This window comes from Lysinibacillus parviboronicapiens (assembly GCF_003049575.1).
GTDB lineage: Bacteria > Bacillota > Bacilli > Bacillales_A > Planococcaceae > Lysinibacillus > Lysinibacillus parviboronicapiens.
Genome location: NZ_PYWI01000050.1, coordinates 1 through 14,101 on the forward strand (window position 1 = coordinate 1; position 14,101 = coordinate 14,101).

15 protein-coding genes, 1 pseudogene and 1 other annotated feature are annotated in these 14,101 nt (G+C 38.6%); of the genes and pseudogenes, 8 read left to right on the forward strand and 8 right to left on the reverse strand.

Features of this window, described 5'->3' with window-relative positions; genetic code table 11:
• The 3 genes from C9J35_RS23430 to C9J35_RS21935 form a co-directional block, all read right to left on the reverse strand.
• A partial coding sequence (locus C9J35_RS23430; RefSeq protein ID WP_153062984.1) for a helix-turn-helix domain-containing protein occupies positions 1–208 on the reverse strand: 208 nt, incomplete at its 3' end.
• Positions 195–320, reverse strand: coding sequence for a hypothetical protein (locus C9J35_RS24665; RefSeq protein ID WP_268807951.1), 126 nt, complete (start codon positions 318–320; stop codon positions 195–197). The genes C9J35_RS23430 and C9J35_RS24665, both read right to left, overlap by 14 nt.
• Positions 321–446: 126 nt before the next feature.
• Positions 447–1,520, reverse strand: a complete 1,074-nt coding sequence (locus tag C9J35_RS21935; RefSeq protein ID WP_107926927.1) for a CdaR family transcriptional regulator — start codon at positions 1,518–1,520, stop codon at positions 447–449.
• 202 nt (positions 1,521–1,722) lie between these two features.
• Between C9J35_RS21935 and C9J35_RS21940 the strand changes: the two genes are divergently transcribed.
• The 6 genes from C9J35_RS21940 to C9J35_RS21965 all read left to right on the forward strand — a co-directional run bounded on the left by C9J35_RS21940 (position 1,723) and on the right by C9J35_RS21965 (position 7,241).
• Complete coding sequence (locus C9J35_RS21940; protein WP_107926929.1) at positions 1,723–2,862, forward strand: glycerate kinase; 1,140 nt, start codon at positions 1,723–1,725, stop codon at positions 2,860–2,862.
• Complete coding sequence (locus C9J35_RS21945) at positions 2,863–4,209, forward strand: GntP family permease (RefSeq protein ID WP_107926931.1); 1,347 nt, start codon at positions 2,863–2,865, stop codon at positions 4,207–4,209. It abuts the gene before it with no gap.
• A gap of 72 nt (positions 4,210–4,281) precedes the next feature.
• The gene (locus C9J35_RS21950; protein ID WP_107926933.1) at positions 4,282–5,460 is read left to right on the forward strand and encodes an MBL fold metallo-hydrolase; all 1,179 of its coding nucleotides are present in this window, start codon (positions 4,282–4,284) and stop codon (positions 5,458–5,460) included.
• Positions 5,447–5,707 carry a DUF3006 domain-containing protein gene (locus C9J35_RS21955; protein WP_107926935.1) on the forward strand — a complete coding sequence of 87 codons (261 nt, stop codon included), beginning with the start codon at positions 5,447–5,449 and terminating at the stop codon, positions 5,705–5,707. Before C9J35_RS21950 ends, C9J35_RS21955 begins: the two co-directional genes overlap by 14 nt.
• A 258-nt stretch (positions 5,708–5,965) precedes the next feature.
• Complete coding sequence (locus C9J35_RS21960) at positions 5,966–6,754, forward strand: HAD family hydrolase (protein WP_107926937.1); 789 nt, start codon at positions 5,966–5,968, stop codon at positions 6,752–6,754.
• Between the two features lie 328 nt (positions 6,755–7,082).
• Positions 7,083–7,241: an aldehyde dehydrogenase family protein gene (locus C9J35_RS21965; RefSeq protein WP_235616403.1), complete on the forward strand. Its 159-nt coding sequence runs from the start codon at positions 7,083–7,085 to the stop codon at positions 7,239–7,241.
• Here the strand turns inward: C9J35_RS21965 and C9J35_RS21970 are convergent.
• Complete coding sequence (locus C9J35_RS21970; RefSeq protein WP_327324254.1) at positions 7,206–7,409, reverse strand: aldehyde dehydrogenase family protein; 204 nt, start codon at positions 7,407–7,409, stop codon at positions 7,206–7,208. The two genes, C9J35_RS21965 and C9J35_RS21970, sit on opposite strands and share 36 nt — an antisense overlap.
• Here C9J35_RS21970 and C9J35_RS21975 point away from each other — a divergent pair.
• A pseudogene (locus C9J35_RS21975) lies at positions 7,396–7,974 on the forward strand (aldehyde dehydrogenase family protein). The gene C9J35_RS21970 and the pseudogene C9J35_RS21975 sit on opposite strands and share 14 nt — an antisense overlap.
• Positions 7,975–8,104: 130 nt before the next feature.
• Here C9J35_RS21975 and C9J35_RS21980 read toward each other — a convergent pair.
• The 3 genes from C9J35_RS21980 to serA all read right to left on the reverse strand — a co-directional run bounded on the left by C9J35_RS21980 (position 8,105) and on the right by serA (position 11,245).
• Complete coding sequence (locus C9J35_RS21980) at positions 8,105–9,037, reverse strand: hypothetical protein (protein WP_107926941.1); 933 nt, start codon at positions 9,035–9,037, stop codon at positions 8,105–8,107.
• Positions 9,024–9,530, reverse strand: coding sequence for an RNA polymerase sigma factor (locus tag C9J35_RS21985; protein ID WP_107926943.1), 507 nt, complete (start codon positions 9,528–9,530; stop codon positions 9,024–9,026). The genes C9J35_RS21980 and C9J35_RS21985 overlap by 14 nt, the downstream gene beginning before the upstream one ends.
• A gap of 107 nt (positions 9,531–9,637) precedes the next feature.
• On the reverse strand, positions 9,638–11,245 hold the full coding sequence (gene serA, locus C9J35_RS21990) for a phosphoglycerate dehydrogenase (protein ID WP_054769978.1): 1,608 nt from the start codon (positions 11,243–11,245) through the stop codon (positions 9,638–9,640).
• A 161-nt stretch (positions 11,246–11,406) separates the two neighbouring features.
• Positions 11,407–11,652 (reverse strand) — a binding site (T-box leader).
• 408 nt (positions 11,653–12,060) lie between these two features.
• Here serA and C9J35_RS21995 point away from each other — a divergent pair.
• Positions 12,061–13,713, forward strand: a complete 1,653-nt coding sequence (locus C9J35_RS21995) for an FAD-binding dehydrogenase (RefSeq protein ID WP_107926945.1) — start codon at positions 12,061–12,063, stop codon at positions 13,711–13,713.
• 294 nt (positions 13,714–14,007) lie between these two features.
• Here C9J35_RS21995 and C9J35_RS22000 read toward each other — a convergent pair.
• Positions 14,008–14,101: IS3 family transposase (locus C9J35_RS22000; RefSeq protein ID WP_153062976.1), on the reverse strand; the 94-nt coding region annotated here is incomplete at its 5' end.

The window sequence follows — 14,101 nt, forward strand, 5'->3', positions numbered from 1 at the left end:
TGTCTGCTATGTTCGCTGGTTGACCGGTACGTTTACGCTTTTTCACTTTGACACGACAAGACCAATTATATTTTTGCATCACTCTTTGTACCGTTTTTTCTGCGATTTCTGGAAATAAAGTAGCGATACTACGATAGCCATAACGATATTTATGGGCTGCACAAGCTTCACGAATCGCTTGATCTCGACTATCTTTATTGGACAGTATTCCACGTTGTTTTCGTCAACGGTATAAGGTGCTCTCGCCACGCCCATATGTGCACAAATGGTTCAATCGCTTTCATTTTTATCTCAATTGGATAACTTACTCTTGTACCCATAGAAAAAACACCTCCACGTTGATTGTTTGGTATTCAATACCCGTTTTTCAACGAAAGGTGTTTTTATTTGTCTCATATTTTTAGGTCAGTGCAGTAGGCTACTATTTTTCTGATAGCTCTTTATGATTAACGTAAGGAACAAGCCATCTTTAAGACCACTGCGTCATCAAAATATTGCGGATCGTAACCTGTTAACTCTCTAATTTTATTCAATCGATAGCTGAGGGTATGGCGATGAATGTTTAACTGTTGCGCACAAAGCTTGAGTTGTAAATTGCAATCAAAAAAAGCTTGTAATGTTTCAATTTGCTTCGTATTTAGGTTGTTGAGAACGCGCTCCTGAAAGGCTTTTACTTCATCAGAATCTCGATTTTTCATGAGTGAAAATAATTCAATATCTTCAAAATAAGTCATCGTGTTATTTGTACTGGCCAATGCCAGGGCGGTTTTGGCCCCATTATAGCTATGAGGGAGTTGAGACAGGTTATTTACAGTAGGACCAATACCTATTTGCAATGAAGCTAATTTCTGTTTCTTTTTTCGTAAAGCTTTGAAAATTTGTTGCTGGACATTTTTATTACAGTTAGTTAGTAATATGTAGTATTCGTGTAGTTGACTATGACCTGAAAGTACAGGTTGTTTATAAAATAAATCCTCAAAAAACAATGTAATACTATTAGCTGAATCGAAGGGCTCTTCTATATGCAATAGTAAAATTTGGAAAGGTGCTTCCAATGAGAACGGGAGCTTTTGCATGCGTTCTTGTAAATTTGCATCAAGTTTACTACCATGGACAAGTGCTTCAAAGATATAGTCGTTATTTTTACGTTGCCATTCACTTTTAGATTCTACAATAGCCTGATGTGTCATGATTTCAGTGGTTAGTTGTACTAGGTTGGCAATCTCAAGCATTTCCTCCGAATGACCAGTTATCCCTATAACACCGATCACTTCATCCTGATACATAATTGGCATATTGATACCAGGTTTAGTATTTGGGTATCTGTCTATATTTTGCTCATTAATGATAAGTGTATTTTTTGTCTTTGCAACAACTAAAGCTCCTTCATGAATATTTTCAATCCTCATTTTATCCCCTGAGGCTAAAATAACGCCGGTTGGACTAATGACGTTAATATTGCGATGTAACCGTAACATTGTTTGATGCACAATTTCTTTTGCTAATTTTATTGTTAACATTTTATACACCTCGCATAAAAAAACACCTGTTATATGACAGTTAATTTATACGTTAATTATAATGTTTTCTGAATTTTTTGTCATTATAATAAATTGTAAGCGCTTAATATCATAAGATTTATTAAAATATACCAAAGATTTGAATATTGGTAAATATAACATTTAGGTAAATGTGAATTGCCGTAAACAGTGGAGGTATGAAATGAAAGTCATTATTAGTCCAGATTCCTATAAAGGTACTTTGTCGGCAATAGAAGTTGCGAATGCGATGCAAGCAGGCATCTTGGACGTTAATCAATCGATTGAAACTGTCGTTCTACCAGTAGCAGATGGTGGAGAAGGTACGCTAGCCTCTCTCATTGCCTCAACGAAAGGGCGATATTTTACAGCAAATGTCGTTAATCCATTGGGAAGGATGATTGAGGCCCAGTATGGTGTGCTTGGGGATAACGAAACATGTGTAATTGAGATGGCACAGGCCTCTGGAATTACGCTGTTGCAGGACAGTGAGAAAAATCCTGAACTAGCCACAACATATGGGACAGGTCAGTTAATAAAGGCTGCTCTTGATGAAGGATTTAGACAGTTTATTATCGGCATTGGCGGTAGTGCAACGAATGATGCTGGTATTGGGATGTTAAAAGCACTTGGTCTGCAATTCAAGAAGGAAGACGGGACAGCAATCGCTGATGGGGTATCAGCATTGTTAAATTTAAAGACAATAGACGTAAGTCACTTGGATTCGCGTTTGGCTGAAGCCAATTTTATTATTGCATGCGATGTAGATAACCCATTGATTGGGGAGCATGGGGCAACGGCAATTTTTGGACCACAGAAAGGAGTGAAACAACAGCTAATAAGCCATTACGATAATTGTTTAAAGCATTTTGCAGACATTGTTGAAAAACAATATCATATTCGCTTACACGATTATAAGGGAGCAGGCGCAGCTGGGGGGCTTGGAGGTGCATTAATAGCTTTTTTACATGGTACTTTTCATGCAGGTATTGAAATTGTGATAAATGCTGTGCAGTTAGAAAAGCATTTAGTAAGCGCACAATTTGTGATAACAGGTGAAGGTAAATCCGATTGTCAAACATTACACGGAAAGGCACCATTAGGGGTAGCAAATGTTGCAAAAGCAACAGGTGTGCCCACGGTTTTATTGTCGGGCTCTATAGATGAAAGCGATAGATTGGCATTGCTTGAACATTTCGTTAAAGTCGAATCTTTAGTCGATACAAATACTACTTTACAGCAGGCAATACAAGAGCCTTATCACTTCATTCGCCTGAAAACAAAAAAGATATTTGAACATTATATACAAATGGGGGCTGAGTAAATGTTGTTCATCATTATTTTAATAGGGGTATTATTTGTTGTGCTGGGAACTGCCAAGTTGAAGTTACATCCATTTATAGCCCTATTAATAAGTGCATTCTTTGTAGGTATTGCATCAGGTATGCCATTACTAACAGTTGTTGAAAGTATTAATATGGGCTTTGGTGGGTTGATGACAAGCATAGGTTTAGTCATTGTAGCAGGTACTATTATTGGCTTAATCTTAGAAAAATCAGGTGCGGCTTATCGAATGGCGGAAGTCGTATTACGAATAGTTGGCCCAAAACGTCCACAATTAGCAATGTCATTAATCGGTTATATTGTGTCAATCCCTGTATTTTGTGATTCAGGTTTTATTATTCTATCGAGTTTACAAAGATCTTTAGCAAAGCGTGCGAATGTCACTATTGCTTCAATGGCAGTTGCTTTGGCCACAGGATTATTTGCAACTCATGTGTTAGTACCTCCTACCCCAGGGCCAATTGCGGCAGCAGGAAATATTGGTGCAGCAAATTATCTAGGAACAGTGATCGTTATAGGTTTGTTAGCAGCAATCCCCGCAACATTTGTTGGCTATTTATGGTCGGTGAAAGTTGCAACGAAAATTCGTGTACCTGAAGACGACTTAGAAGCATTAGATTATGAAGAAATACTAAAATCATTTGGTAAATTGCCTTCAACGTTTAAAGCATTTTTACCAATTGTACTACCTATAGTTTTAATTGCAGTTGGTTCTGTAGCCGCATTAGTTGGTGATTCTGAGTCTACATTGAATGTTATTTTGAAGTTTTTAGGTGCTCCTACAGTTGCTTTATTTTTAGGTGTCGCAGCAGCTTTTTTACTCCTACCTGACATGAATGAGGAAACATTAACTGGTTGGATTGGTGAAAGTTTAAAAGAGGCCGCTCCGATTTTATTAATTACAGGAGCGGGCGGTTCATTTGGTACGGTTATTAAAAATGCTGGGGCGGGTGAAATGCTACAAGAGATGGATTTAGGCATGTTTGCTTCAGGAAGTTTATTCCTACTCGTGCCATTTATCGTAGCGGCGGCATTAAAAACAGCACAAGGTTCATCTACAACAGCACTTGTTATTACGTCTTCACTTGTAGCACCAATACTAGTAACCCTTGGCATTGAGGGTGCAGTTCCGCTAGCACTAGTGGTTATGGCTATTGGGGCGGGAGCCATGACAGTTAGTCATGTGAATGACAGCTTTTTCTGGGTTATTACACAATACAGTGGGATGGAAGTTACACAGGCGTATAAGGCACAAACAGTAGCAACATTATTACAAGGACTTGTAACAATTCTTGTAACGATGATTTTATGGTGGATATTAGTTTAATAAGTAAAGGGAGCTACCTTCTGGGATGCTCTCTTTTTTGTATAATAGAATGATAGAAAGGAAGTTATAAGATTGAAAAATTTTTTAGTAGGGCTATTTATTATGTTTTTATTAGCTGGTTGTACGATGCCAGTGGAACCGGAAAAAAAAGCAGTAACAGCAGGACAGCAAATGCTTGTACATTTTATTGATGTGGGTCAGGGAGATTCAATTTTAATAGAATCACCAAATGGCAAAACGATGCTTGTAGATGGAGGTGTCAAAGGGGCTGGACAGCACATTGTTTCTTATTTACATGAACTAGGTGTGAAAAAGCTTGATATTGTAGTAGCAACACATCCAGATGCCGATCATATTGGTGGCTTAATCCCTGTGTTGAATTCAATTGACATCGAGCAATTTTACGATTCAGGGAAAATACATACATCCCAAACTTTTGAAGATATGCTGACGCTTATTGATACAAAAAATATACCTTATAATGTGCCGAAAACAGGCGACCATATTATGCTTGATGAGAAAATAGATGTGACAGTGCTAAACGCCAATGAAACTGCATCGGATAATAATGATGCATCAATTGTATTAAAACTTACTTATGGTGATATATCATTTTTATTAACGGGGGATGCAGGTGTTGCTTTAGAAAAAGAAATGCTAGCGCAAGATGTTAAAGCAACGGTCTTAAAAGCAGGACATCATGGCTCCAATACGAGTAGCTCGCAAAGTTTTATTCAAGCAGTACATCCAGAAGTGACTATTTTGAGCTATGGTAAGGACAATAAATATGGGCATCCACATGTTGAGGTTGTAGAGCGTTTACAAGCGATTGGTAGTAAAATTTATGCAACTGCCGAGACGGGGTCAGTTATCGTATCAACAGATGGGGTAAACTATGATGTAAGCGCAAACGAGTGGTCGGAAACAGTTGCCACAACATCTCCAACCCACAATGTTACGGTAGAACTTATTAGCAAAGATTTAGTAAATGAAGTAGTTACTATTCAAAACAACGGTATAGAAGCAGTGGCACTGAAAGATTGGCAGCTCGTTTCAATTGAGGGTAACCAAATTTTCAACTTTCCAAATGTGACATTACAGCCTGGTAAAACGATTTATGTAACGAGTGGGTCAGACGCACGTGAGGGTCAAAATTATTTAAAATGGACAACTAGACAAATTTGGCTAAATGATGGAGATGCCGCACAATTACGGAATGCGAAAGGGGATGTTGTCAGTGAGCTCGACTAAATATACTTTAGACCGTATTGAAGATGGTTATGCTATTTTTTTAAAATATCCAGATGAGGTAGAGCAAGTAATTTTATCGCTAGCTGCAATTGATAAGCAAATTCAAGCTGGTGACCGTGTGCTTATAGAGGAAATCGGTGACACATACCATATTGAAGTTTTAAACGAAGAAACAGCACAAAAAAAGGCTGAAATTCACAGTTTAATGGAAAGATTACGCAGAAAAAATAATCATCTTGATGGTTGAATGAATTTTCCTGCAAAGTTCAAGGTTCTATGAAAGATACTAGCTTGTCAGTTTCTATGCCACACTAAAATATTATGTGAGTAGAACACGTAGTTGTTTTACTTACATTTTGTCTGTTGAAGATACAGTTCGCAAAACAAAGCGGTTGAAGGAGCAGGAATATGCACAAAATGGCATGCTAACAATTCTGAAAATATGCTAAAATAAGCGGTATGAATGCTTTTTGTTCAAGTAGAAAAGAAGCTAGGAGCTGACACAATGTCAATTAATACAATTATTTTTGATTTAGACGATACGCTTTTATGGGATAAAAAATCTGTAAAAACAGCATTTGAAAAAACTTGTCAATATGCGGCAACGATACATACGGTAAATCCAGCTGACTTAGAAGAAGCGGTGCGCAAAGAAGCACGTGCGCTTTACGAAGGCTATGAAACATATGATTATACGGTGTTAATCGGCATTAACCCATTCGAGGGGCTTTGGGGAACATTTGATGATTCGACTGAAAATTTCCAAAAGATGAAAGGGCTTGTACCAGGGTACCGTACAGAGGCGTGGACTAAGGGGTTAGCGGCTCTTGGAATCGATGATGCGAAGCTAGGGGCTGAACTGGGAGAACATTTTGTAGCAGAACGCAAAATGTCGCCATTTCTATATGAAGATACTTTTGCAGTTTTAGATGAGCTGAAAGATAAGTATCAACTCATATTACTAACAAATGGCGCACCAAGCCTACAAAACTTAAAGTTAGAAATTACACCGGAAATTGCACCATATTTCAACCATATCATTATTTCAGGAGACTTTGGTAAAGGTAAACCAGATGCATCCATCTTCGAGCATGTGATAGAAAAGGCTGGTATCACAGCTGACGAGGCAATTATGGTTGGTGATAACTTAAATACTGATATTTTAGGTTCCTCTCGTGTTGGAATGCGTAATGTTTGGATTAACCGTGAAAACAACAAACTAACGGGGAATGTAACACCAACATTCGAAGTAGATTCTTTAACAGCATTATTAGAGCTTGTGAAAGAGCTTTAACAGCAACTATTTACAGGACAAGTACTGATTCTTTTAGGAACAGTACTTTTTTTCTTGAACAATAGATACTCTTTGATGGTGTTGGGATACATTTAAAGGGAAATCAATTGTCTGAAAATTAAATATATACTATTATTATTTATAAACTTAAACACTTTGAATTTAGTGATTTCGATAATTATATTCATTTGCTTCATAATAAGAAAGCGCTTACTTTATTTGATTTAGAAACTAGTCTTGTAGCTGTAAGAATAGATATAAATTGAGGGAAGTAAAGCTATTTATAAATGGGGAATATATCGAATCTTCTTCTCAAACATTGTTCGAGGTGAAAAATCCTGCGACTCAGGAAATAATTGCAAAGGTTCATGAAGCAAGCTTTGAAGACGTGGATTGTGCCTGTGAAGCAGCGCGGCAAGCTTTCGAAAAAGGGCCTTGGCGAACAATGCCTTTATCTGAACGTTGTGCCGAGTTTCCACGTTGTTAGCATAAAAGGTAAATTCCAAGGTGTAATTAACGCAGCAACCCCAACCGGTTCATAGCGCGTATAATTTAAATACGCATCATCCATTGGGTATACCTCGCCGCCCTCATGTTCCATAAAGTCAGCAAAAAATTTCAAATTTTCCGTGGCTATTTTAGTGCAACGTACCATCTTGGATGAATTCCTTACACGTTTTAAAGAAGCGGCTGCAGCATTAGTTGTTGGTGATCCACAAGATTCAAAAACGAATATGGGACCAGTCGTAAGTGAAACACATTATAACAAGGTAACCAGCTATTTAAGAATCGCTGAATATGAAAATTCGACGCGTATTTACGGAGGAGAGCGTCCTGATTTACCAGCACCTTTAAGTACGGGCTACTATTTGCAACCGACAATTTATTTACAAGAAAATCCGCAAGGGCGCATTTGCCAAGAGGAAATTTCCGGTCCTATCGTTACAATTATTCCGTTTCATACAGAGGCAGAAGCACTTGAGATTGCAAACGGTACAGAGTAAGGTTTAAATGCAGTTGTCTGGACAGAAAATCTACAACATGCACACCGAATCTCACATGATGTCCGTGCAGGTACGATTTGGGTAAATTGCTGGTTTGTGCGTGACTTACGTGCTCCGTTTGGAGGTTTCAAAAAGAGTGGTGTAGGACGTGAAGGGGGCTACCATAGCTTGGAATTTTTCACTGAAGCAAAAAATATTTGTATTGCGTTGAAGTGAGGGCTAACATTCACTTCATTCGGTAGGGGTATCTCAGAAGTGTTTCTGGGGTACTTCTTTGTGCTATAAGTCTGTCTTGTTGCACAAAAAGCCGCCCAATAATTTATAGTTATTGGACAGCATCAGGTATTTAAAAGTGTACATTTAATGTCAGGTATATAAATGTAAAACCAAGTCCAAAACATAGTTGGACGATGGCACTTGCAATGAGATAACCTCGGGGTTCGCCAGCTTTTTTTCTATAATAAATTTGCATCGCGGAATACAGCGCAAATAAACAAAAAATAATTGACGCATGTACGGTATTATTCATCAGGTAGATACTAAATAAAATACTTGAAAATAATAGTAACATGATAGCATTTGCGATGGCATGCGCTACTGTGGCAGCGAAAAATCGTCGTTCAGTATGAGGCATCCTTTTCTTAGCGATCCATAATGATAGGTGTGAAAGTAATAGAAAGATATTTGCTATAACTAGTTTTCTTGAACGTAAATGATCATAGTAATATGCTAGGGCATCAAATCCTCTTTCGAGTTGTATTGCCTGCTGTGTTTGGACATTCAAGAAAATATCATTGGAAAAAACCTTCCATTTTTGTGTGGTGCCATCTGTATAGATAATAAGGACGTCCTCATGTGAGAAATAATCACTAGCTTTCCATTGTTCAGTTGACACTGTGACAGTGGGTGCTTGTTCCATTTGCAGTTGAAGGTTAGTTAAATACTGTTTATTAGTAAAGCACTGCTGAGGGACATTAAGACAGGATTCTTTTGCTATAAACGTTTCTTTATCCTCATTTGTGCGTGCATAGACTTGGGTAATTGTTTTTTTCGTATCTGTTGTGAGTGGAGGAGTGGTAGGCTCCTGTAATATCGACAAAATTAAAACTGTAAGTACAGCTAGAAAGAGCATGGACACGGCAGAGAATTTCCAAGATTTTTTCGGAGGTTGAAATTCGATAGCTGTAGGCGCTGTAATATGTTGCAGCATTTTATCCTGTTGTTGCTTTGATAGGTTCAACTTACGTAAATGTTGCCAAGACTCCTCATACTTCTTCATCCAATTCACCTCCAAGCTGTTTTTTTAATGCAAGAAGCGCACGTTTTAATGTGTTTTTTACTTTCCCTTCGTTCCATCCCAGTACATCACAGGTTTCCTGAATAGATAGACACTCGATTTTACGTAAAATAAGGACATCTCGATAAGCGAGCTTAAGTTTGTTAATAGCTAAGTAAAGTGCTTTAGCTTCTTCTTGTTGAATCAGCCATTGATGTGGGGTATGGGGAATGCTTGGTTCAAGCTCCACATCTTGATTTAAAAATGGTACAAATTGAATAAGCTTTTTTCTACGGTAATGGTCGTAGGCAAGGTTACGTGCAGTTCGCCTGAGCCAAGCGAGTTCTGCACCTTCTTTAATTGTTTGTTCATATTTGAAGTAACGAATAAAGGTTTCTTGTGTGAAATCCTCAGCTAATTTTTCATCATTGAGTAAGTAGTATAAGTATTTGAAAATCGTTTGATTATGTAAATAAAATAACTCTTCAATTGACAATACGTGCACCTCCTTTTCCTTAAAGACGAATGACTTTGAAAAAAGTATCTTTTAAGCAAAAAAAAAGCAGAGAGCACTAAACTCTCTGCTGAAATAATTAACATTACTTATAGGTCAATCGCTTTTACTTCATCAATATTTTCAAGTTGTGAAACGAATGCCAAGTCTTCATCTGTGACAACATTATCGACTGTTAACATCATAACAGCTGTTCCACCAATTTGAGCACGGCCAACTTGCATTGTGGCAATGTTGATATCTTTTTCAGCAAGCTTTGTTGCTACACGACCGATTGCACCTGGTTTGTCTGTGTTTTTAATATATAGAAGATGACCCTGTGGTACAACGTCAACAACATATTCTTCTACTTTGACAATACGTGCACCAAGACCGTTTAATAATGTACCAGCAACTGTGTGTGTTTCATTAGCTGTTTTTACTTCAATTGTAATTAAGCTCGTGAAACCTTTTGCAGTTGTTGTTTTGTGTTCGTTAATTTTCATGCCAATACGCTCAGATAGGTAACGAGCATTTACGTCATTGACATGATTACCATGATTTTTAGAAAGTAAGCCTTTTAGTGCATTTGAAGTTAATGGACGCACATCATAGTTTGCTACTTCACCTGCATATGATAAGTTAATTTCTTTAACCGGTTCAGCTGTTATTTGAGATAAGAATGACCCAAGTTTTTCTGCTAATTCGAAGAAAGGTTCTACCTGAGCAAGTAGTTCTTTCGGAATTGAAGGCATGTTTACTGGGTTCGTTACAGTACCTGTTTTATAGAATTTAATGATGTCATTTGATACGTCAACCGCTACAGACTCTTGTGCTTCAATTGTTGATGCACCTAAGTGAGGAGTTGCAATCACTTGTGGTAAAGTAAGTAGTTTGTGATCTGTTGCTGGCTCAGAAACGAATACGTCAAGCGCTGCGCCTGCTACTTTGCCTTCTACGATAGCATCGTACAAATCGTCTTCATTGATGATCCCGCCTCGTGCACAGTTAATGATGCGAACGCCGTCTTTCATCATCGCGAATTTCTCTTTATTGATAAGATTACGTGTTTCAGGTAGTAATGGTGTGTGTACTGTAATGAAATCAGCGGCTGCACAAATCTCTTCTACTGTAGATTTTGTCACACCAAGCTCTTTTGCGCGTTCATCTGTTAAAAATGGATCATATGCCATAATATTCATACGTTGACCTTTAGCGCGGTAAGCTACTTCTACACCAATACGACCGAAGCCAACAACGCCTAATGTTTTATTTTTAAGCTCAACCCCAACGTAAGATTTACGATCCCATTTACCGTTTTTAAGTGTGTTGAATGCTTGTGGAATGTGACGAGCAAGAGAAGTCATCATGGCAATTGTATGTTCAGCAGCAGAGTTCGTGTTACCATCTGGTGCATTGACAACGATAATACCGTGTTCAGTTGCAGCAGCAAGATCGATGTTATCTACACCTACACCGGCACGACCGATTAATTTTAAATTTTTAGCCGCTTCGATTACTTCACGTGTCACAGTTGTTTGAGAACGCACTAGTAATACGTCTACGTCGCCAATCTTTGCGATCAATTCCTCTGGTGCTAGGCCAGTGTCGATAATAACATTTAAATCTAAATCTTTTTCTTGGCGTAGAGGGAAAATACCATCTTCACTTAGTGGGTCAGCGATAAATACGTTAATAGTTTTTGTAGCAGTAGTCATTTGTAATTAGCTCCTTTAAATAAAATTAGTAGTGGTGGACTCTATATACGACAGTCTGAAATTTGCGAAATTGATACACTTTACAGCATGCAAACAATCTCCCTTCTTTTTCGAAAACAATATAAAAGCCTTCCGCGCCTTACAAACACACTCGGTGTGTCGTAAGGGGCGAAAGGCTGAAAAAACATTGGTTCGCGGTACCACCCTTAATTACTGCAGAAATTTGTTTGACATTTACTTGCAGTCTTAGCTATATGCGTAACGTGCATGTGACGGATAAGCTTACTTTGGATGTTCGGCTTATCTATTCAGGAGTGGAACTATATCGTAGAAATCACTGATTTACACCAACCATCAGCTCTCTTTGGATTCTCTTGCGACTAGCGTGTCTCCGTCGTTATATTTTTGTGTGATTAAATTTGATAACATCATAATCCCTATTGTTCACCTTTGTCAATATTTTTTCGGAAAAAGATTAAAAAACTTCACTTCAAAAGTCTGAAAATTAACTAATCACGAACGATTTTATATTTATTTTTATATATTGTTCGTCTTCTTAGAGAGGACAATGAAAGCGCTATCGCAATATACTAAAACAGTTAACATGGGCGTTCATCGACTTTTAAATGCGAAAAATAATCTGGGAATTAATTGGGATAATCTAGTTTATCTGAATAAAACTCACTTTCTTTGATGGAGAATGCGAACGTTTTCACCTTGTCACACTTTTGTCATTTTTTCGAAGTAAATAAGAGGGAAAGCAATGCTAAGAGAAGAATGTATGTAAATAATGTTAGATTTTTTGGGGGTGTGGCATGAAATACGATGTAGCAATTGTTGGTGCAGGACTGGCGGGACTAGTTGCCGCTTGTGAATTAGTTGATGCAAATCAAAAAGTACTGTTAGTAGATCAAGAACCAGAAAATTCAATGGGGGGTCAGGCTTTCTGGTCATTTGGTGGCGTATTTTTGGTGGATACACCCGAGCAAAGAAGGCTTGGCATAAAGGATAGTAAGGAGCTTGCATGGCAGGATTGGATAGGAACTGCTGGCTTCGATCGCTTGGAAGATGAAGATTCTTGGGCTAATAAATGGGCAAGGGCATATGTTGATTTTGCTGCTGGCGAAAAATATGAATGGCTCAAGTCAATGGGCATTAAATTTTTCCCTGTTGTAGGTTGGGCTGAACGGGGAGGCTCATTAGCTGGGGGCCATGGCAATTCGGTCCCGCGATTTCATATTGTTTGGGGTACTGGTCCCGGCATTGTGAAGCCTTTTGTTGACAAGGCGAAAAGGGCGATAAAGGCAGGTTTTCTAGACTTTAAGCCACGGCATCGTGTAGATGAGTTTATCCAACAGGATAATCGAATCACAGGTATTAGTGGTACAATACTGGCTGAAAGTTTTGCGCAGCGTGGGGAAAAGAGTTCCCGACTGGGAATCGGGGAATTTTCGTATGAAGCAACGGCGGTTATTGTAGCGAGTGGTGGTATTGGTGCAAATATAGATTTGGTACGCAAAAATTGGCCAGAGCGTCTCGGCACACCTCCAAAAAATATGGTTTGCGGTGTGCCTGCATATGTAGATGGCCGAATGCTAGAGATTACCGAGCATGCGGGTGGACGCGTCGTCAATCGTGACCGCATGTGGCATTATACTGAGGGCTTGAAAAATTGGGATCCTATTTGGCCAAATCATGGTATTCGTATTTTGCCAGGCCCTTCTTCATTATGGTTTGATGCAGAGGGTAATCGCTTTGGAGCACCAAATTTCCCAGGTTTTGATACGTTAAGTACGTTAGAAGCCATTCAGAAAACAGGGTATGATTATTCATGGTTCATTTTGACAGAAAAAATTATAGAAAAAGAGTTTGCTTTATCTGGATCTGAGCAAAATCCTGATTTAACCAATAAAAGTATTCGTGAAGTATTAAAACGTGTATTGCCCGGCCCACCTACAGCGATTCAAGCATTTAAAGATCATGGTGAGGATTTTGTTATTGCCTACGATTTAAAGGATTTAGTCGACGGAATGAATAAGCTTGCTGGCAATGAACTCTTGGAATTTATGAAAATTAAGGAGCAGATTTTAGCCAGAGACCGGGAAATGGACAATAAGTTCACGAAGGATTTACAGCTTACTGCCATTCAAGGTGCAAGAAATTATGTGGGAGATAAAATTGTGCGTGTTGCGAAACCACATAAATTTTTAGATACTAAAAATTGGCCACTGATTGCAGTAAGGTTAAATATTCTAACGCGTAAGACATTAGGCGGTTTACAGACCAATCTTGATGGTGCCGTACTCGGAATGAATGGTGAGCCCGTACCTGGATTGTATGCCGCCGGAGAAGTCAGTGGCTTTGGTGGTGGCGGTGTGCATGGCTACCGCGCATTAGAAGGTACATTTGTGGGAGGCTGCTTATTTAGTGGACGACAAGTTGGACGATATTTAGCCATTGATAAATAAAATATATTAAAATAGCCAGCAGTATCTTATCTCACTAGGAGGGAAGGTTACTGCTCGGGTGAAGTGCCTTATCGCTCGGGTGAAGTACCGTACCGCTCAGATGGAGATCGGGTATAGTGCTGTACCGCTCAGCTAAGGCGATCCCTGATCCCCCAGCTCAGAAGAAGTCATTGTAAGTTCAACTGGATGTATGGGTCGCTCTAAAACAGAAAACTTGTCACTATTTTGTTATTTAAAGTGCAAAAAAAAGCATCTTCCTAGTTGATTTGCCCCAAAAAAGTTAGACATATTTAGTTAAGCAACTTCTAAGACCTGAGTTCGGTACTCCACCGGGCTTAGGTCTTTTAATTTTGCCTTCATTCGTTTGTGATTGTAATAGTGAATATAG

Bases quoted from the DNA above. Each gene is read 5' to 3' on its own strand.
- C9J35_RS21980 (WP_107926941.1), bottom strand. From the start codon at position 9,037: ATGAAGAAGTATGAGGAGTCTTGGCAACATTTACGTAAGTTGAACCTA.
- C9J35_RS21945 (WP_107926931.1), top strand. From the start codon at position 2,863: ATGTTGTTCATCATTATTTTAATAGGGGTATTATTTGTTGTGCTGGGA.
- C9J35_RS21995 (WP_107926945.1), top strand. From the start codon at position 12,061: ATGAAATACGATGTAGCAATTGTTGGTGCAGGACTGGCGGGACTAGTT.
- C9J35_RS21940 (WP_107926929.1), top strand. From the start codon at position 1,723: ATGAAAGTCATTATTAGTCCAGATTCCTATAAAGGTACTTTGTCGGCA.
- C9J35_RS21935 (WP_107926927.1), bottom strand. From the start codon at position 1,520: ATGTTAACAATAAAATTAGCAAAAGAAATTGTGCATCAAACAATGTTA.
- C9J35_RS21970 (WP_327324254.1), bottom strand. From the start codon at position 7,409: ATGGTACGTTGCACTAAAATAGCCACGGAAAATTTGAAATTTTTTGCT.
- C9J35_RS21960 (WP_107926937.1), top strand. From the start codon at position 5,966: ATGTCAATTAATACAATTATTTTTGATTTAGACGATACGCTTTTATGG.
- serA (WP_054769978.1), bottom strand. From the start codon at position 11,245: ATGACTACTGCTACAAAAACTATTAACGTATTTATCGCTGACCCACTA.
- C9J35_RS24665 (WP_268807951.1), bottom strand. From the start codon at position 320: ATGGGTACAAGAGTAAGTTATCCAATTGAGATAAAAATGAAAGCGATT.